The sequence below is a fragment of the Enterobacter cloacae complex sp. P29RS genome, from assembly GCF_014893445.1.
GTDB lineage: Bacteria > Pseudomonadota > Gammaproteobacteria > Enterobacterales > Enterobacteriaceae > Enterobacter > Enterobacter intestinihominis.
Genome location: NZ_JADBPZ010000016.1, coordinates 60,673 through 77,482 on the forward strand (window position 1 = coordinate 60,673; position 16,810 = coordinate 77,482).

Consider the following 16,810-nt stretch of genomic DNA (forward strand, 5'->3'; position numbering starts at 1 on the left):
GCTGAACAAGTCCGATCAGTTCGCACTAAACCAACTTAACCAGCGTAACGGCCACGGATAACGATGACGAGCATCCTGCTGTGTCGCCTGAGCTATACGTTCCTGAATGGTCTGCATCAGGGTTGTCTGGCCTTCGCCGTCCCAGACCAGGTTTGTCAGTAAGGGTAGTGCATCCTCAACCCCTTCGATGGCCCAGACAGTGAATTGTTCCTGCTCTACCGCATCCAGAATCGCCTGGCTCAGGCTCAAATGGCGAGCGTTAGGTGCCGGAATTATCACGCCCTGTTTGCCGTTTAAACCGCGCTGCTGGCAGATTGCGAAGAAGCCTTCGATTTTCTCATTCAGTCCGCCCACCGGTTGGGCACGGCCAAACTGATCCACGGACCCGGTAATCGCAATATTCTGGTTAATCGGCACGTCTGCAAGCGCGCTGATCACGGCGCACAGCTCTGCCATTGAGGCGCTGTCACCGTCGACTTCACTGTAGGACTGCTCAAAGGTCAACGAGGCAGAGAAGGGGATCTGCTGCTCGAGCTGAAGTTCAGACATCAGGAATGCCTGCATGATCATCATGCCTTTGGCATGAATGTTTCCGCCCAGTTCGGCCTTGCGTTCGATATCGGTAAATTCGCCGTCACCAATGTGTACGACACAGCTGATACGGGAAGGCTCACCAAAGGCGCGTGGGTGCCCGGGGAACTCGATGACGGACAAGGCATTGATTTGCCCGATACGTTCGCCTTCGGTCTCCACCAGAATCTGTTCAAGCAGAATTTCATCCTGCATACGGTCAGCCAGATAGCCTTCGCGCCATTCACGCTGGGCCAGCATCTGGCTCAGTTGCTCACCGTTGAACGTACCGTTGCCGCTGATAACGCCCACTTCACGCAGCTGTTTGCCGATCCAGAGCGGACAGAGCGGCAGGGTTTCCTGATCGCCGGTGTAGCGTACGGCCTCTCGGATTAAGCCCGGCCACGCATCCTCGGCAGGTGAGGGCAGCGCGAAACGTTCCGCCACGGCCATAACCCACTGACACCACTGCGCCATGTCATCGGCATCTGCAATCTGAATATTGTCTTCAAATTCGCTGTAAACCGCCTGCTCCGCGAGTTCTGGCTCCATTTCCTGTAAGTCAGCCAGTGATTCACGGTCACCCGTCAGCACGACGGTCAGCGACAGCGGCATAGACGGAATGGAAACAGGCAGAGGACGTGAATCGTCGAAGCCTACCCAGTCAAAACGTTGCTGCGTCACCACCGTTTTCAGGCGCATCCACAGCAGCGGCTGCGCAAGCAGTGTGCGAAGGGAGATGAGCAATACGCCGCCATTCGCGCGGTGTACCAGCCCGGGTTGCAGTGAAACATCGCCATTGAACTGACGAAGGCAGCCGAACAACTGTTCTGCTTCCACCCAGTTGGCGGTGATCACCTCGCCTTTTGCAGCGAACAATCCATCTGCCTGCGTGGCAGGTTCGAATGTCACGTCGCGACCGGCAATATGATACTGACCACCAAAAACGGCATTCGTTTTTGGCTGCAACTGGCGCATGGCATCACCGAGAAGCGTCAGATACTCGGCTTCTTCCGGGGCTTTGAGCAGCATGAAAGGAGATGTAGCCCATGGGGATGACATCTGCTCCAGCGCGTAATGCAAACGCGGTTGTGTCTCGCTAAGTATGAATTTGTGTTCTTTTGTGAGGTCTGGCTGTGCAAACAGCTCCTGATAGCTCTCGGTATCCGGAACCAGGTCACGCCATGCAAGTTTCGTAATGGTCAAAGTTGATGTTTTTTAGTCAGAAGTAAAACCGTGGAGTATACCGTAAGCGGCGCACTCTGCCCAATCAGGATTCGGGTTTTCGTCATGCGGATCGCCTGCGACGTTTCACAGGATATGATTTCTTTTCAGCAGATTGCCAAAAAACTGATATTCTGAACAGAGTTACACGGTAACACTGAGATCGCAATGAAATATCAACAACTGGAAAACCTCGAAAGCGGCTGGAAATGGAAGTACCTGGTCAAAAAGCACCGTGAAGGGGAGCTGATCACCTGCTACATCGAAGCCAGCGCGGCACAAGAAGCTGTGGATATGTTGCTGACCCTCGAAAACGAACCGGTACAGGTCAACGGCTGGATCGAGAAACACATTAATCCGGCCTTGTTAAACCGGATGAAGCAAACTATCCGTGCTCGTCGTAAACGGCATTTCAATGCCGAGCATCAGCACACCCGTAAGAAATCCATCGACCTGGAATTCATGGTCTGGCAGCGTCTGGCCAGGCTTGCGCAACGGCGCGGGAAAACCCTGTCGGAAACGGTGGTGCAGCTGATTGAAGATGCCGAGCACAAAGAGAAGTATGCCAGCCAGATGTCGACGTTGAAAAACGATCTACAGGCACTGTTAGGTAAAAAATAAGCTTTTTACTTTTCTTCAGATAATAAAAAACCCCGCATGGCGGGGTTTTTTTATAAGACGATAACTTATGCCGCAGGCTGAGTTACAACGTCTTTGATACCTTTAACTTCGATCTCTACGCGACGATCTGGTGCCAGGCAGTCGATCAGTGCAGCGCGTGGTTTCACGTTGTCACAGGTAGAACCGGTAACTGGGTTAGATTCGCCCATACCACGTGGGGAGATCTTGTTAGCTGGGATACCTTTAGATACCAGGTAATCAACTACAGACTGAGCACGTTTCTCAGACAGACCCTGGTTGTAAGCGTCAGAACCGATACGGTCGGTGAAGCCCAGAACCACTACAGAACCGTCTTTAGGATCCAGGTTGCTCAGCTGGGTGTACAGCTGATCCAGTGCCTGCTGACCTTCTGGTTTCAGGGTAGCTTTGTTGAAGTTGAACAGAACGTCAGACTTCAGAGTGAAGTGCTTGGTCTGTACTTCTGGCGCTGGAGCCGGAGCTGGAGCTACGACTGGCGCATCTTCCTGCTGACCGAAACGGTAAGAAACACCAACGCTCAGCATGCCGTTGTCTGGACGAACACCAACGGTAGCACCGTCACCGATGTTGTTAACCCACTGGTATTCCAGACGGGTAGCGATGTCACGGGTCATTGCCCACTCAACGCCACCAGCGAATACTGGGGAAACACCAGTGTCGTGGTCGTCACCAGCGATGCTGTTGCTGGAGTCTGCACGCCATACCATGCCGCCCAGACGGGTGTACACGTCCAGATCGTCAGTTACTGGGTAACCCAGTTTAGCGGTCAGCTGTACGCCTTGAGCTTTGAAAGCGCCATTTACGTTGTCGCCTTTGTAAGGCATACGACCTAACCAGTCGTAACCCATTTCAAAGCCAACATACGGGTTTACCTGATAGCCACCGAACGCACCTGCACCCAGCTGGCTCTCGTGAGTAGGGCCATCGTTGTTCAGGCTGCTGTTGTACCAACCGGTGTCATGGAACTGAGACCAGCCCAGTTTACCACCTGCATACCAGGTATTATCTTTCGGAGCGGCCTGCGCTACGGTAGCGAAGCCAGCCAGTGCCACTGCAATCGCGATAGCTGTCTTTTTCATTTTTTGCGCCTCGTTATCATCCAAAATTTGCCATGAATATCTCCATCGGAGGAATCACGGTTAAATCCTTCACCGGGGGGCGTGGTCAAATATAAACCTACCGATATCTTCGGCTTAGGCCGAGCACCCCTGGCGATGTAAAGTCTACAACGTAGCTGAAAACTTACAAGTGTGAAGTCCGTCAGGCATATGAAAAAAAAAGTTCCGTATACCTAATATTTAACAATTTTTGAACGAATTTTGTGCAGTAAAATTAACGAGAACCGCGTCAGACAAGCCTTGCCGCAGTTTTGGCGCGTTGAACTTTTTTTGCATACTGCGGTCGAAAAAAATTCCAGGAAAACTCTTAAAATGACTCAATGGTACACATTTGAGTGAATTTTTAGCCCGGGATGTTGTCCTCTGCGATAGGAATCTCCACGAACTGGCCGCATGATGAAACCCATCGCGTTACCTTCTTCAGCCGCTTCAGTCAGACGCAAATGTTCCTCTTGCGACAGATCCTCAGGCAACCACCCAATCACGACGCTATAGTTCCCGGTACGTAATGCCCGGACCATCGACTCGACCGTATCGCAAGGGGAGAGTTGATTAATCTGCATCACCTTCGCTAACGGCAGCCCAGCCGACTGAACCCATTCGCGACTTAATTTTTGCTGTGGCGTCAGCCAGAGCTGCCAGCGAGACTGTTGCCCGAGCTGCTGCAAAAGCGGCAGGAGTAAGAGTTGTGTCAACAGCGGCTGGTCTTCACGGTAAACCACTTCACTGATAAGCCCTGTCGATTCACGCCCGATAGAATTCTGCGCAGCATTGCCTGCGGCAGAAGTAGAAGGTGTTAAGTGATTTGCATAGCCTGAAGTGTACATATTCATTCCAGCCCTGTAGTTACTGTATGGATATACAGTAACCCCTGTATGCATAAAGATCAACCTCATTTTCGGAAAGCGACTCGCAAATTTCATCCATTCCTGGTGAACCTGAAAAAATCATCTTGCCCAACGGCAATAAGTTGCCTATTTTCCTGCTAACGGATCCGTTAGTAAGAAATATCGTGGTTACTGTATGATTTTTAATGGAATTATCATGAAAAAGATATCTTATGATCGGATTTATCAATCTCAAGAATACCTCTCTCCGCTGGGCGAAATTCATCATCGCGCCCTGTTTGGCGGTTATACCCTGGCCGTGGATGAAGCGGTGTTCGCGATGGTGTCTGACGGTGAGCTTTACCTTCGCGCCTGTGAGAAAAGTGCAAAATACTGTGTAAAAAACGCGTCCTCTTTTCTGACCCTGATGAAACGAGGACGTCCTGTGCTGCTTAATTACTACCGTGTGGATGAAGGTCTGTGGCAAAACAGGGAAAAACTGCTTCAGCTCTCCTCGTTTGCGCTCGATGCCGCCAGGAAAGAGCGCTACCAGCGCCATCAGCGTAACCGGCTTAAAGATCTGCCGAACCTGACCTTTCAGATTGAGGTCCTGCTTATGGAGGCGGGCATTACTAATGAAGAGACGCTACGACAGTTGGGGGCGAAGACGAGCTGGCTGAAAATGCGCTCTAAGAATAAAGCGCTGAGTATCCGGGTATTGTTTGCGCTTGAAGGCGCGATTGAAGGATTACATGAAGCGGCACTCCCGGCGGATATTCGCCGGGAGCTTACGGAGTGGTTTAATGCGCTGCCTGAGTCGCAGGGCCATCATTCCGCCAGGTAGCGATCTGCTGTCGCAGCCGACAAATTTCCGGCAGCAAAGCGATAAGCAGGCCAATTTGCTGAAGGACCAGCGGAGCTTTGTTGTCGGTGCCTGGATCAAGGTGTGCGATACGTTGCACCAGTTCATCCAGTGCCTGGTGAACCCGTGGCTCATCCGCAGGTTGATGATGAAGCGCATCATCAACGTAGCAAACGGCATCGTCCAGTAGTGCCAGGATGCCCGGATTCGTCAGTTTCTCTCGGTGGGCGCCAAGGGTAGAGATATAGCTGGTGAACGTGTGGTTCAGACACAGCAGGCGGAAGGCTGTCTCCCGGATTTCTGCCGTGGCGCGCGGCTCAGTTGACATATTCGAGACAACGGAAGCCAGCTCTGCGTCAGTGTTATGCGCATCGCGACGGGCAATCCGATAGGCCAGACGGTTATCGCGACCTTGATGGTACTGCTCAAGAATAGCGTCCAGATAGCGGCAGTTGGCGTTCATTGCTCTGTCGGACACGCGCGGTAAATTTCGGAAACGCCAGTCCGGCCAGATAAAGCTCACCGCCGCCCAGGCGATGGCGCAGCCGATAAGCGTGTCGATCACACGGGGGAGGGCCACTTCAAAGCCTTCACCCAGCAGATTGAAGCAGAGCAGAACCAGCAGCGTGATGAACATCGTGGCGTGGGCATACTGCACATTGCGGAAGGCGAAGAACAGTACCCCGGTAATCACAATCAGGATCAGTTGCCCTTCTACTGAAGGCACAAAATAGAGCACCGGCAGTCCGATGGCGACCCCGACTAATGTCCCGACAATACGCAGCGCGAGCCGATGGCGGGTAGCGTTATAGTTCGGCTGGCAGACAAACAGGCTGGTCAGCAGGATCCAGTAGCCGTGGTGCAATCCTGTTATCTGGATAAACGCGTAGCCGACGCACAGTACCAACGACATCCTTACCGCATGGCGAAAGAGGGCGGATTCCGGCGTAAAATGACGGCTCAGGCGTAGCCATATATCGCTGAAACCGTTGAGACTGTCGTCGGCAAGCTGGTTGTCAGCGTCATTGCCCGGCATCGCCATCGCCTGTTCAGACTCAATGGTGGCGAGCTGAGCATCGATGGCTCTCAGGTTGTTGAGCAGGAATCCCAGGGCTTTGAACTGTTCCGGCGAAGTTCCACTGGCCTGAACGCGATCGAGCGCCGCATCCAGGTGGCTGAATGCGCGTTCAAAGCGAGGATCGTGCTGATAGGGCGTGCGCAGCAGTATTGAGCGCGCAAGTTGCTGGCAGGCCTGAGACTGCATCGACAGCAGACGCTGGAAACGGAACATCACGTCGCTGTAGCGGAATTTCTCGCGCAGATCAGCGTACTGTACATGCGAGGAGCTGGCGCGCTCGTGAATATCCTGGGCAACAAAGTAGTAGTGCAGGGTGCGCCGGGTACCGCGCTGACCGCGATCGCCGCGCAGACGGGTGAGCAGAGACGCTTTGGTCTGATTCAGCGTGGCGACCAGTTGGCCATTTGCCAGCGCCAGATCGTACAGGGGCGCCTGGCTGTCCTCTTCGATATCCGGATCAAACAGCCGGGATTTCAGCTCCAGATAGTGGGCCAGCTGTTCGTAACTGCGGGCAATGTTGTCCTGTAAGGCACGAACCGGAAAAATAAGATGCCCGGTTAAGGTCAGCAGGTTATACCAGATAGCGCCCAATAGCAGCAGGACCGGTTGCTGATACCACTGATCGTAAAGAGAGACGCCCAGCATGGTGTAAATGGCAATCAGCAGGGCGCCAAACGCGATAGTGGCGTAGCGTTGCCCGAGGCCGCCGAGCAAAATGAAGCCGCTGGTGGACACCGTCAGCCCTAAGGCAAACAGCCAGGGCCACGGGAAAAGCAGCTCAACGGAGGCGGAAGCAATAAAGAAGCAGACCAGCGTGATGACCAGATTACGCAAACGACCGGCCAGGCGGTCGTCGAGATCCGCCAGCGCGCCGGCCACCACCCCAAGCGTGAGGGGGATGGTGAGCTTCACATCATTCAGCCACCACGGCAGAGCGACGGTGCCGCAGAGGGCGATAAATATCCTGACGTTATACAGCCAGTTACTGTTCCATGTATAGCGACGAAGCAGGGGGCTTAGCATGAGAGCGGCCAGTCCTTATTACTGAAAACGACGACGGGCATTGGCTTCACGCGCGGCTTGCGCCACTTCGACCGGAACAACTCGGCGTCCTACCGGCCACAGGGCGATGGTGGCAATTTTGAAATTAGCGAGGCCAACCGGAATGCCAATAATCGTAATGCACTGGGCGATACCGGCGAAGATATGCATCAGACACAGCCACCAGCCAAAGAAGATTAGCCATAAAATATTCAGCAGCGTGCCGCCGGTATTCATCAGGGCATTTTTTCTTTCCGGCTCCAGTTCATCCACGTGTATCGCTTCATTTCCATAAGGAACGAGGGACAGTTTGGTGATTTCCCAGCAGGAGCGCGTCAGCGGAAGGGTGAAGATAAGCACGATGCTCACCAGGGTGGCAAAAAGCCAGGAAAGGGTGGTGGCAAAACCGCCAAGGACAAAATTCAACACATTCAGAACGGTACGCATAAACCCTCATTTCCTTCGATATGATTAACGCCCGGTGATTGTAACGTTTTTTTGGGCTGGAGCACCTTAAAACTGGCAGTTAAACTGTCTGACAAATTATGACCTCGTGGATCCGGCAGGATATGGAACTGAAAGCAACTTCAATGGGCAAACGCCTGGCGCAGCACCCTTACGACAAGGTTGTGCTTCTTAATGCGGGAGTGAAAGTCTCCGGTGAACGCCACGAATACCTTATTCCGTTTAATCAGCTACTGGCCATTCACTGTAAACGAGGGCTGGTATGGGGGGAGCTGGAGTTCGTTCTGCCGGCAGAGAAAGTGGTGCGACTCCACGGGACCGAGTGGGCGGAAACCCAACGCTTCCACCATCATCTGAACATGCGCTGGCACCAGTGGAGCCAGGAGATGAGCGTGATTGCCGCACAGGTGCTGCATCAGGTGCTGGACGATATCGCGCTAAGCAATACGCAGCAGAAGTGGCTGACGCGCCAGCAAACCGCCGGGCTTCAGCAAAAAATCACCCAGGCGCTGACGGCATTGCCTTTACCGGTGGCGCGGCTTGAGGAATTTGATAACTGTCGCGATGCGTGGCGGAAGTGTCAGGCCTGGCTCAGCGATATCGAGAAAAGCCGTCTGGCGCATAACCAGGCCTGGACTGAGGCGATGCTTACGCAATATGCCGATTTCTTCAGTACGGTGGAATCATCGCCTCTCAATCCTGCCCAGGCGCGCGCAGTGGTGAATGGCGAGCACTCTTTACTGGTGCTGGCAGGCGCAGGGAGCGGCAAAACGTCGGTGCTGGTGGCGCGCGCGGGCTGGCTTCTGACAACGGGCGAGGCAGTTGCCGACCAGATTTTGCTGCTGGCTTTTGGTCGCAAGGCGGCGCAGGAGATGGATGAGCGCATTCAGGCGCGTTTGCATACCCAGGATATCTCGGCGCGCACGTTCCACTCCCTCGCTTTACACATTATTCAACAGGGCAGCAAAAAAGTCCCTGTTGTCAGCAAGCTGGAGAATGATGCTCAGGCTCGCCAGGCGCTGTTTATCAAGGCATGGCGTCAGCAGTGCAGTGAAAAAAAGGCGCAGGCGAAAGGTTGGCGTCAGTGGCTTGAAGAGGAACTCAACTGGGAGGTGCCGGAGGGCAGTTTCTGGCAGGATGAAAAGCTGGCGCGCCGGCTGGGCTCTCGTCTCGACCGGTGGGTAAGCCTGATGCGCATGCACGGCGGCTCTCAGGCGGAGATGATAGAAAGCGCACCGGAGTCGATCCGCGCCGTGTTTTCTAAGCGGGTTAAACTGATGGCGCCGATGCTGAAAGCGTGGAAAACCGCGCTGAAAGACGAAAACGCGGTCGATTTTTCCGGGCTAATCCATCAGGCCATTATCATTCTGGAGAAAGGGCGCTTCGTCAGTCCGTGGAAACACATTCTGGTGGATGAGTTTCAGGATATCTCGCCGCAGCGCGCTGCGCTGCTTTCGGCGCTGCGGGCGCAGAATAAACATACGTCGCTGTTTGCCGTGGGCGATGACTGGCAGGCTATCTACCGCTTCAGCGGGGCGCAACTTTCCCTCACGACGGCCTTCCATCACTATTTTGGGGAAGGCGATCGCAGCGATCTGGACACCACCTACCGCTTCAACTCGCGGATTGGTGAAATTGCCAACCGTTTTATTCAGCAGAACCCGCATCAGCTGTCGAAGCCGCTTAACAGCCTGACGTCGGGGGATAAAAAGGCCGTCACGCTGCTGGCGGACGATCAGCTGGAACCGCTGCTGGATAAACTGAGCGGCTATGCGAAACCGGATGAACGGATTCTGGTCCTGGCGCGTTATCACCACCTCAAGCCGACGGCGCTGGAAAAAGCGGCGACGCGCTGGCCAAAACTACAGCTCGATTTTATGACCATTCACGCCAGTAAAGGGCAGCAGGCCGACTACGTAATTGTGGTGGGGCTGAAAGAGGGGAGCGACGGTTTCCCGGCACCGGCGCGGGAATCCGTGATGGAAGAGGCGTTATTGCCTGTTCCGGAAGATTTCCCGGATGCAGAGGAGCGGCGCTTACTGTACGTGGCGATAACCCGCGCGCGGCATCGCGTGTGGCTCTTGTTCAACAAAGAGGAGCCGTCGGTGTTTGTCGATATTTTGAAAAGTATTGACGTGCCGGTGGCGAGAAAGCCGTAACGCGCCGGGCAAATTCTGTAGGCCCGGTAAGCGCAGCGCCACCGGGCAAAAAACTACTTCAGTCTCTCCGCAAGATAACGCTGATAATCCGGGATCAAAATCTCCACCGGATCGTTAAACTGCGGCGATTCAATGATGAAATCTGCCGTTGAAAGATTGGTGGCTACCGGAATGTTCCATACCGTCGCCAGACGCAGCAGCGCTTTAACGTCCGGATCATGCGGAACCGCGTTCAGCGGATCCCAGAAGAAAATCAGAACGTCAATTTTACCTTCCGAAATCTGAGCGCCGACCTGCTGGTCACCCCCCATCGGGCCGCTCAGCATGGCATTCACTTCCAGACCGGTTTCGCGGTGGATCAGGTTGCCGGTTGTTCCCGTGGCAGAAAGGGCATGATGCTGTAAAAGAGGCTGATGGCGACGAACCCAGTTAAGCAGCATTTGTTTACAGTGATCGTGCGCAACCAGAGCAATGTGCTTGCGCGCCGGAAGTGTGCGTGTTGTCAGTTCCATAATCTTATCCGTGAGGTTACCTCGCTACACGATGACGGGAACTGACTGATGCTGCAAGAGAAAGGACGAAAAAATGTGGCTTACGACGAAGGTTGTCGTTTCGCCCATTGCAGAAAACGGGCGCGCGTGTCCGGATCGGCATTCTGGAACCAGAATTTGAGGCGTTGCTCAGTAAGGGTCTGCGACTGAGGAGGGAGTACATCCAGCTCCGATACGCCCGAAAGCAGGGTACTGTCATCCGCCATCATAGTGGCGAACTGGGGCAGGGAGGCGCGCCTGCTGGCTCTGTTATAGATCTCCGTGTCCGCTTCGTAATCTGTTCCTTTTGGCCTTTTTGTCAGCGCCAGGATATCCAGCTTTACCGGGATGGGCATAGAATCCCCGTCCACCAGCTCAATGCGCGGTGAGGCATCAAATGCCAGTGACTCTTTTTCTGTTTCAAGGTGCGGGAGACGAAAATTGACCTGGCTGATGCGTTGGGTATTAAAGCTGACCACCAGCGGAGGCGAAATGTACACCTGCTGTTCGTTGTCGGCGAGGCGAATCGTCTTTTCAACCCGAAAAACCACCTGATGCGGGCCATTATCCAGCTCGATGCTGTCTGCGCCCCGCAGCAGGGAGCTGGAGACTTTTTTCCCGTCCAGCACCAGCAGGTCAATGTCGGTTGAGAGTCTGAGGGTGGTTGCGAAAACACAAACCGGCATGATTAACGCAACCACAGCCCAGGCAATGCCGGTTTTCATAGCAGACTCCTGTAGACAAACTACCTGGTAAGAATGTATCAAAATTTTTCGATAAACACGTTTACTAACATATAGACATATTCTGCCGTTTTGCCCTCATACTTCTGTATGGGATGCGTGGTTGAGATGTCTGCTTTGACGTACACTTTGAAAAAAAACCAGGAGGAACAGCATGAAAGAGAACGACATTGTCGAGATTCTGACGTCCACGCGCACTATCGCGCTGGTCGGCGCGAGCGATAAACCGGATCGCCCAAGCTATCGGGTCATGAAATACCTTCTGGACCAGGGATATCACGTGATCCCGGTCTCGCCGAAGGTGGCGGGCAAAACGCTGCTGGGTCAGCAGGGCTATGCGACGCTCGCGGACGTGCCGGAAAAGGTGGATATGGTGGACGTTTTTCGTAATTCAGAGGCAGCCTGGGGCGTGGCGCAGGAGGCGATTGCCATCGGCGCGAAAACGCTGTGGATGCAGCTGGGCGTGATTAATGAGCAGGCGGCCGTGCTGGCGCGTGATGCCGGGCTGAAGGTGGTGATGGATCGCTGTCCGGCAATCGATATTCCCCGTCTGGGGCTGGCAAAATAAAAAAAGCCCGTTTTACGGGCTTTTTTACACCTTTAGTTACGCAGTCTTGGCGCCTGTAACTGTTTGCGGATGGTCTGAGCAAGCTCGTCCATAGTGGGTTGTTCCGGATGCTCATCCTGTAGTTCACCACTCAGCTGCGCTTCGGCAAGATAGGTATGGACAGGCTGACCATCGTCGCCCTCCATAACCACATGATACCAGGGCGCGGCGCGAAGCTCTGCGTCAACGGCCAGATCGTCTGCTGACGGTTCATCAAGGGAATACTCCGGGTCGATATCCACGACCACACCCAAATATCCAAGCAAGGTGTGGCGGACCTGCTGGCCGATACCGAATTTGCTGGCAATCATAGTCACCTCCCGGGAAACATTACATACACACTATGTGCGGGCAATATTTCTCTTTTCAAGTTACATGACGCGACAGGCAAACCCTTTCAGATACAGCCCTTCCGGGTAGGTAGCGATCACCGGGTGATCGGCGGCCTGACGGAACTGCTCTATAAATTGTACATCACGACCCGCATCTATTGCGGCATCGGCGATGATTTTTTGGAATAAATCTGTCGTCATCAGGCCAGAGCAGGAGAACGTCAGCAGAACGCCACCCGGGTTCAGCAGCTGGATCGCCAGCATGTTGATGTCTTTATAGCCACGGCAGGCGCCCATCAGCTGGCTTTTATTTTCTACAAACTTCGGCGGGTCCATCACGATGACGTCAAATTTCTCGCCCTGGTCGCGGTATTTACGCAGCAGTTTGAACACGTCGTCGCGCACAAACCCCGCTTTGCTCAGATCCAGCTTGTTCAGCTCAACGTTCTGTTTCGCCACATCCAGCGCTTCCTGTGAGGTGTCGACGCTCACAACCTGGGCACAGCCGCCCATCAGGGCAGAGACCGCAAAGCCACCGGTATAGGAGAAGCAGTTCAGCACGCGCTTATCGGCAACGTACTGGCGCGTTGCCAGACGGCTGTCACGCTGGTCGAGATAATAACCGGTCTTATGGCCGCCCTGGATGTCCACCAGCAGCTTCATGCCGTGCTCCTCGATAGGCAGCAGGGCAGGCGGCAGTTCGCCGGTGACCGGGCCCTGCGTCAGCTCCATGCCCTCTTTTTTACGTACCGCCACGTCGCTGCGGTCGTAAATGGCACATTCCGGGAACAGGGTTTGCAGGGCGCTAATCAGCGCGGCACGCTGGTATTCCGCCCCGGCGCTCAGCAGCTGCAACACCAGGAAATTGCCGAAGCGGTCAATGGTCACGCCCGGCAGCCCGTCGGATTCACCGGCAATCAGACGATAGCTGTCCAGCCCGTCACGCTTTGCCAGCCACTCGCGCCACTGCTGCGCCTGTTGCAGACGACGGACAAAGAAGTCGATATCGATGGCTTCTTCTTTATCGAACGTCCAGACGCGCGCGCGGATCTGAGATGCAGGCGAGTATGCGCCGCGTGCTAACCATTTCCCCTGATGGTCAACAATATCGATGGTTTCACCGAGGCTGGCTTTACCTTCCATGCGGGCAACCGCGCCGGAAAAGACCCAGGGATGGCGGCGCAGTAATGACTTCTCGCGCCCTTTGGCTAACACTAAACGTACACTCATAATTTGCTATTCTGTCGATTCCAATGAAATGGCCGCCATTTTCCCGACTTCAGCGAGGAAATGCAACGCGCCAGTCGGATAAGGAGAAGGATGATGTCAAATGTATGCACCATTGCCTGGGTCCATGGCCTTGTACAGGGCGTCGGATTCCGCTACAGCACCCAGCGCGAAGCCCTTCAGCTCGGACTGACGGGGTATGCGCGTAACATGGATGATGGCAGCGTGGAGGTTGTGGCCTGCGGTGAGGCGGATCGGGTAGAGAAGCTGGTGGCGTGGCTGAAAGCGGGCGGACCGCGCAGCGCGCGGGTTGATAAGGTGCTAACGGAACCGCATCAACCCGGCCGGGAATACGCTGACTTCAGTATTCGCTATTAAATGCATTTTACCGGCTTTGGCAGGCCGGCAATTTTTGTCGCCTGTTTAGCCGGGCCTTTCGGAAACAGGCGATACAGATAACGGCTGTTGCCTTTCTCTTCGCCAAATTTATTCGCCATGGCTTTGACCAGCATGCGGATAGCCGGAGAGGTGTTGAATTCGAGGTAGAATTCGCGCACAAAGCGCACCACTTCCCAGTGTTCCGGGGAGAGGGTAATTCCTTCGTTTTCCGCAATTTTCTCCGCCAGCGCTTCGCTCCATTGGCTGCTCTCTTTCAGATAACCGTCGTTATCGGTTTCGATCTCTTTGCCTTCAAAACTCAACATATTCATTCACGCGTTAGTCAAAAACCGCCTCAGTCTACCAAAAAAACAAAGCCCCGCATAAGCGGGGCTTTGTTCACAGCACGGTGAGTTAATCGCGGCTGGCGAAGCCCAGGATACTCAGCAGGCTGACAAAAATATTGTACAGCGACACATACAGGCTCACGGTGGCGCGGATATAGTTCGTCTCACCGCCGTGAATGATGTTGCTGGTTTCATACAGGATTGCGCCGGATGAAATCAGGATAAACACCGCGCTGATTGCCAGATGCAGAGCAGGCAATTGCAGGAAGATGTTCGCCAGCATACCGACCAGCACAATCACGATACCCGCCATCAGCATACCGCCGAGGAAGGACATGTCCTTACGGGTGGTCAGCACGTAGGCCGAGCAGCAGAAGAACACCAGCGCGGTACCGCCCAGCGCCATACCAATCACGTCGCCCATTCCGGCAGACAGATAGGCGTTCAGGATTGGCCCCAAAATGTAGCCCAGGAAGCCGGTGAAGGCGAAAGCGGAGAGAATACCCACCGGTTTATCCGCGGTTTTATAGGTCAGGAACATCAGACCATACATACCCACCAGCGTCAGGATCAGGCCCGGAGAAGGCAGCATCAGTACGGTGCTGGCCGTCGCGGTGATCGCCGAAAACGCCAGCGTCAGGCTGAGCATGAAATAGGTATTGCGCAGCACCTTATGGGTGCTGAGTAGCGATGTGCGGTCGCGTGAAGAAGTAATTATACGATCCATGAGTCACTCTCTTATGACAGATGTAATTAGCGCAAAGAATAGGAAACGGCGCGGCAGACGCAAAGTGGTTTTACCCATCTTTACTCAGCCCCTTAGGGATTATGCTGGTTTTTTATTCTGGTAAAGCCTTTGTACTCAGAATGAAGTGCGGTATGCAAGGCGTATTCAGATCAACCTCTTATAGGTCACTGAAAAATATTGCGTTATTTCCCTAAGGCCGCTAAGAGTTATTTCCGGATCGTCATAAAAACAGACAATAAGGCGAAGGAAATGAAACCACAAACACGCATGCACTTTACGCTCTCTTTGTTAACCGCAGGGGTCCTGTGCGCCAGCACGGCAACCTGGGCGGCTAACGTGCCGGCAGGAACCCAGCTGGCAGATAAGCAGGAACTGGTCAGGAACAACGGCAGTGAACCCGCCTCGCTCGACCCGCATAAAGTCGAAAGCGATGTCGAATTCAATATTATCAGCGATTTATTCGACGGGCTGGTCAGCGTCTCTCCGGCAGGTGAAATCCAGCCGCGCCTGGCGGAGAAATGGGAAAATAAAGATAACACCGTCTGGACTTTCCATCTGCGCCCGGGCATAACCTGGAGCGATGGCACCCCCATCACCGCGGAAGATGTCGTCTGGAGCTGGCAGCGACTGGTCGACCCGAAAACCGTCTCTCCGTATGCCAGCTATCCCGGCAGTATGCGTATCGTCAACGGCACTGATATCGCAGAAGGCAAAAAAGCACCCGAGTCGCTGGGCGTGAAAGCCATCAATGACACCACGCTGGAAGTTACGCTCACCCAGCCAAATGCTGCTTTCCTGGCGATGCTGGCTCACCCGTCTCTGGTGCCGATAGATAAAGTCCTGGTAGGTCGTTTCGGTGATAAATGGACCAAACCGGAGCACTTCGTCAGCAGCGGGGCCTATAAACTGTCACAGTGGGTGGTGAACGAACGCATTGTGGCGGTGCGAAACCCGAAATACTGGGATAACGCACATACTGTCATCAACAAGGTGACCTATCTGCCCATTTCCTCTGAAGCCGCTGATGTCAACCGTTACAAAGCGGGCGAAATCGACATCGCCTACACGGTGCCGATCAACCAGTTTGCTCAGCTGAAGAAAACGCTGGGGAGCGAGCTGGATGTATCGCCGCAGCTTGCCACCTATTATTACGAATTCAACACCACCCGGCCGCCGTTCAGCGACGCCCGCGTGCGTAAGGCGCTGAATCTGGCGCTGGATAAAGATATTATCGCCGGGAAAGTTTTAGGGCAGGGGCAACGCCCGGCATGGCTCATCAGCCAGCCGGATATTGGCGGCGTCAAGTTACAGAACCCTGATTACGCCAGCTGGCCGATGGATAAACGCATTGCCGAGGCGAAAAAACTGCTGGCCGAAGCCGGATTTAACGACAGCCATCCGCTCAGCTTTAATCTCCTCTATAACACCTCGGAATCGCACCAGCGTATTGCGATTGCCGCCAGCTCGATGTGGAAGAAGAACCTCGGCGTAGAGGCGAAGCTGCAAAACCAGGAGTGGAAAACCATGCTTGATACCATGCACACCCATAACTTTGACGCGGTGCGCTACGCCTGGATTGCTGATTACGATGACGCCGCAACCTTCCTGAATAACTTCCGTACCGGTGACAGCCAAAACACCACTCAGTACAGCAATCCGGAATACGATCTGGCTCTGGTGAATGCGGCGAAGGCGAAAACGGCGGAGGAGCGCGGTAAGTTCTACCAGCAGGCAGAAGATCTGCTGGGGCGCGATGTGCCGGCGATCCCTGTCTATCACTACGTGCGCACGCACCTGGTGAAACCGTGGGTAGGGGGCTTCACGCCGGATAAGCTTGGCTACTACTACACCAAAGATATGTACATCAAAAAGCACTAACGATCCGCGGTGGATA

17 protein-coding genes are annotated in these 16,810 nt (G+C 54.3%); 6 read left to right on the forward strand and 11 right to left on the reverse strand.

Annotation, left to right across the window (positions count from 1 at the left end):
- Window positions 1–15 precede the first annotated feature (15 nt).
- Window positions 16–1,776, reverse strand: a complete 1,761-nt coding sequence (locus tag IM282_RS13510; protein WP_192970481.1) for a Lon protease family protein — start codon at window positions 1,774–1,776, stop codon at window positions 16–18.
- Between the two features lie 186 nt (window positions 1,777–1,962).
- Between IM282_RS13510 and matP the strand changes: the two genes are divergently transcribed.
- On the forward strand, window positions 1,963–2,415 hold the full coding sequence (gene matP, locus IM282_RS13515; RefSeq protein WP_192970482.1) for a macrodomain Ter protein MatP: 453 nt from the start codon (window positions 1,963–1,965) through the stop codon (window positions 2,413–2,415).
- Window positions 2,416–2,480: 65 nt separating this feature from the next.
- Here the strand turns inward: matP and ompA are convergent, their stop codons facing one another.
- Complete coding sequence (ompA, locus tag IM282_RS13520) at window positions 2,481–3,533, reverse strand: porin OmpA (protein ID WP_017694761.1); 1,053 nt, start codon at window positions 3,531–3,533, stop codon at window positions 2,481–2,483.
- Window positions 3,534–3,889: 356 nt separating this feature from the next.
- Window positions 3,890–4,399, reverse strand: a complete 510-nt coding sequence (sulA, locus tag IM282_RS13525) for an SOS-induced cell division inhibitor SulA (RefSeq protein ID WP_032610196.1) — start codon at window positions 4,397–4,399, stop codon at window positions 3,890–3,892.
- A 217-nt stretch (window positions 4,400–4,616) separates the two neighbouring features.
- Here sulA and IM282_RS13530 point away from each other — a divergent pair, with 217 nt between their 5' ends.
- Window positions 4,617–5,243: a TfoX/Sxy family DNA transformation protein gene (locus IM282_RS13530; RefSeq protein ID WP_192970483.1), complete on the forward strand. Its 627-nt coding sequence runs from the start codon at window positions 4,617–4,619 to the stop codon at window positions 5,241–5,243.
- Here the strand turns inward: IM282_RS13530 and yccS are convergent.
- Window positions 5,200–7,362, reverse strand: a complete 2,163-nt coding sequence (yccS, locus tag IM282_RS13535; RefSeq protein ID WP_023299744.1) for a YccS family putative transporter — start codon at window positions 7,360–7,362, stop codon at window positions 5,200–5,202. The genes IM282_RS13530 and yccS overlap by 44 nt on opposite strands.
- 18 nt (window positions 7,363–7,380) lie before the next feature.
- Window positions 7,381–7,827, reverse strand: a complete 447-nt coding sequence (locus IM282_RS13540) for a YccF domain-containing protein (RefSeq protein WP_023299745.1) — start codon at window positions 7,825–7,827, stop codon at window positions 7,381–7,383.
- A 122-nt stretch (window positions 7,828–7,949) separates the two neighbouring features.
- Between IM282_RS13540 and helD the strand changes: the two genes are divergently transcribed.
- Window positions 7,950–10,004 (forward strand): DNA helicase IV, encoded by a 2,055-nt coding sequence (helD, locus tag IM282_RS13545; protein WP_023299746.1) that lies wholly within the window; start codon window positions 7,950–7,952, stop codon window positions 10,002–10,004.
- A 53-nt stretch (window positions 10,005–10,057) separates the two neighbouring features.
- On the opposite strand, the gene mgsA is transcribed toward helD, so the two are convergent.
- Both mgsA and IM282_RS13555 read right to left on the reverse strand, forming a co-directional pair.
- Window positions 10,058–10,516, reverse strand: a complete 459-nt coding sequence (gene mgsA, locus IM282_RS13550; RefSeq protein ID WP_003858146.1) for a methylglyoxal synthase — start codon at window positions 10,514–10,516, stop codon at window positions 10,058–10,060.
- Between the two features lie 80 nt (window positions 10,517–10,596).
- Window positions 10,597–11,259 carry a DUF2057 family protein gene (locus IM282_RS13555; protein WP_023305822.1) on the reverse strand — a complete coding sequence of 221 codons (663 nt, stop codon included), beginning with the start codon at window positions 11,257–11,259 and terminating at the stop codon, window positions 10,597–10,599.
- A 172-nt stretch (window positions 11,260–11,431) separates the two neighbouring features.
- Here IM282_RS13555 and IM282_RS13560 point away from each other — a divergent pair, with 172 nt between their 5' ends.
- The gene (locus IM282_RS13560) at window positions 11,432–11,845 is read left to right on the forward strand and encodes a CoA-binding protein (RefSeq protein ID WP_006809337.1); all 414 of its coding nucleotides are present in this window, start codon (window positions 11,432–11,434) and stop codon (window positions 11,843–11,845) included.
- Between the two features lie 32 nt (window positions 11,846–11,877).
- On the opposite strand, the gene hspQ is transcribed toward IM282_RS13560, so the two are convergent.
- Both hspQ and rlmI read right to left on the reverse strand, forming a co-directional pair.
- The gene (gene hspQ / locus IM282_RS13565; RefSeq protein ID WP_003858136.1) at window positions 11,878–12,195 is read right to left on the reverse strand and encodes a heat shock protein HspQ; all 318 of its coding nucleotides are present in this window, start codon (window positions 12,193–12,195) and stop codon (window positions 11,878–11,880) included.
- 60 nt (window positions 12,196–12,255) lie between these two features.
- Window positions 12,256–13,446: a 23S rRNA (cytosine(1962)-C(5))-methyltransferase RlmI gene (gene rlmI, locus IM282_RS13570; protein WP_069596419.1), complete on the reverse strand. Its 1,191-nt coding sequence runs from the start codon at window positions 13,444–13,446 to the stop codon at window positions 12,256–12,258.
- Between the two features lie 93 nt (window positions 13,447–13,539).
- Here rlmI and yccX point away from each other — a divergent pair, with 93 nt between their 5' ends.
- Window positions 13,540–13,821, forward strand: a complete 282-nt coding sequence (yccX, locus tag IM282_RS13575; RefSeq protein WP_003858131.1) for an acylphosphatase — start codon at window positions 13,540–13,542, stop codon at window positions 13,819–13,821.
- Here the strand turns inward: yccX and tusE are convergent.
- A complete protein-coding gene (gene tusE, locus IM282_RS13580) occupies window positions 13,818–14,147 on the reverse strand; it encodes a sulfurtransferase TusE (protein ID WP_003858129.1) in 330 nt (109 codons plus the stop codon). The two genes, yccX and tusE, sit on opposite strands and share 4 nt — an antisense overlap.
- A gap of 88 nt (window positions 14,148–14,235) precedes the next feature.
- Window positions 14,236–14,895 (reverse strand): FtsH protease modulator YccA, encoded by a 660-nt coding sequence (yccA, locus tag IM282_RS13585; protein ID WP_003858127.1) that lies wholly within the window; start codon window positions 14,893–14,895, stop codon window positions 14,236–14,238.
- 270 nt (window positions 14,896–15,165) lie between these two features.
- On the opposite strand from yccA, the gene IM282_RS13590 reads away from it, so the two are divergent.
- A complete protein-coding gene (locus IM282_RS13590; RefSeq protein ID WP_063152038.1) occupies window positions 15,166–16,794 on the forward strand; it encodes an ABC transporter substrate-binding protein in 1,629 nt (542 codons plus the stop codon).
- The last annotated feature ends 16 nt before the right edge of the window (window positions 16,795–16,810 follow it).

Excerpts from the sequence above, each read along its gene's own strand:
- matP (WP_192970482.1), top strand. The coding sequence starts at position 1,963 with ATGAAATATCAACAACTGGAAAACCTCGAAAGCGGCTGGAAATGGAAG.
- ompA (WP_017694761.1), bottom strand. The coding sequence starts at position 3,533 with ATGAAAAAGACAGCTATCGCGATTGCAGTGGCACTGGCTGGCTTCGCT.
- sulA (WP_032610196.1), bottom strand. The coding sequence starts at position 4,399 with ATGTACACTTCAGGCTATGCAAATCACTTAACACCTTCTACTTCTGCC.
- IM282_RS13530 (WP_192970483.1), top strand. The coding sequence starts at position 4,617 with ATGAAAAAGATATCTTATGATCGGATTTATCAATCTCAAGAATACCTC.
- yccS (WP_023299744.1), bottom strand. The coding sequence starts at position 7,362 with ATGCTAAGCCCCCTGCTTCGTCGCTATACATGGAACAGTAACTGGCTG.
- IM282_RS13540 (WP_023299745.1), bottom strand. The coding sequence starts at position 7,827 with ATGCGTACCGTTCTGAATGTGTTGAATTTTGTCCTTGGCGGTTTTGCC.
- helD (WP_023299746.1), top strand. The coding sequence starts at position 7,950 with ATGGAACTGAAAGCAACTTCAATGGGCAAACGCCTGGCGCAGCACCCT.
- mgsA (WP_003858146.1), bottom strand. The coding sequence starts at position 10,516 with ATGGAACTGACAACACGCACACTTCCGGCGCGCAAGCACATTGCTCTG.
- IM282_RS13555 (WP_023305822.1), bottom strand. The coding sequence starts at position 11,259 with ATGAAAACCGGCATTGCCTGGGCTGTGGTTGCGTTAATCATGCCGGTT.
- IM282_RS13560 (WP_006809337.1), top strand. The coding sequence starts at position 11,432 with ATGAAAGAGAACGACATTGTCGAGATTCTGACGTCCACGCGCACTATC.
- hspQ (WP_003858136.1), bottom strand. The coding sequence starts at position 12,195 with ATGATTGCCAGCAAATTCGGTATCGGCCAGCAGGTCCGCCACACCTTG.
- rlmI (WP_069596419.1), bottom strand. The coding sequence starts at position 13,446 with ATGAGTGTACGTTTAGTGTTAGCCAAAGGGCGCGAGAAGTCATTACTG.
- yccX (WP_003858131.1), top strand. The coding sequence starts at position 13,540 with ATGTCAAATGTATGCACCATTGCCTGGGTCCATGGCCTTGTACAGGGC.
- tusE (WP_003858129.1), bottom strand. The coding sequence starts at position 14,147 with ATGTTGAGTTTTGAAGGCAAAGAGATCGAAACCGATAACGACGGTTAT.
- yccA (WP_003858127.1), bottom strand. The coding sequence starts at position 14,895 with ATGGATCGTATAATTACTTCTTCACGCGACCGCACATCGCTACTCAGC.
- IM282_RS13590 (WP_063152038.1), top strand. The coding sequence starts at position 15,166 with ATGAAACCACAAACACGCATGCACTTTACGCTCTCTTTGTTAACCGCA.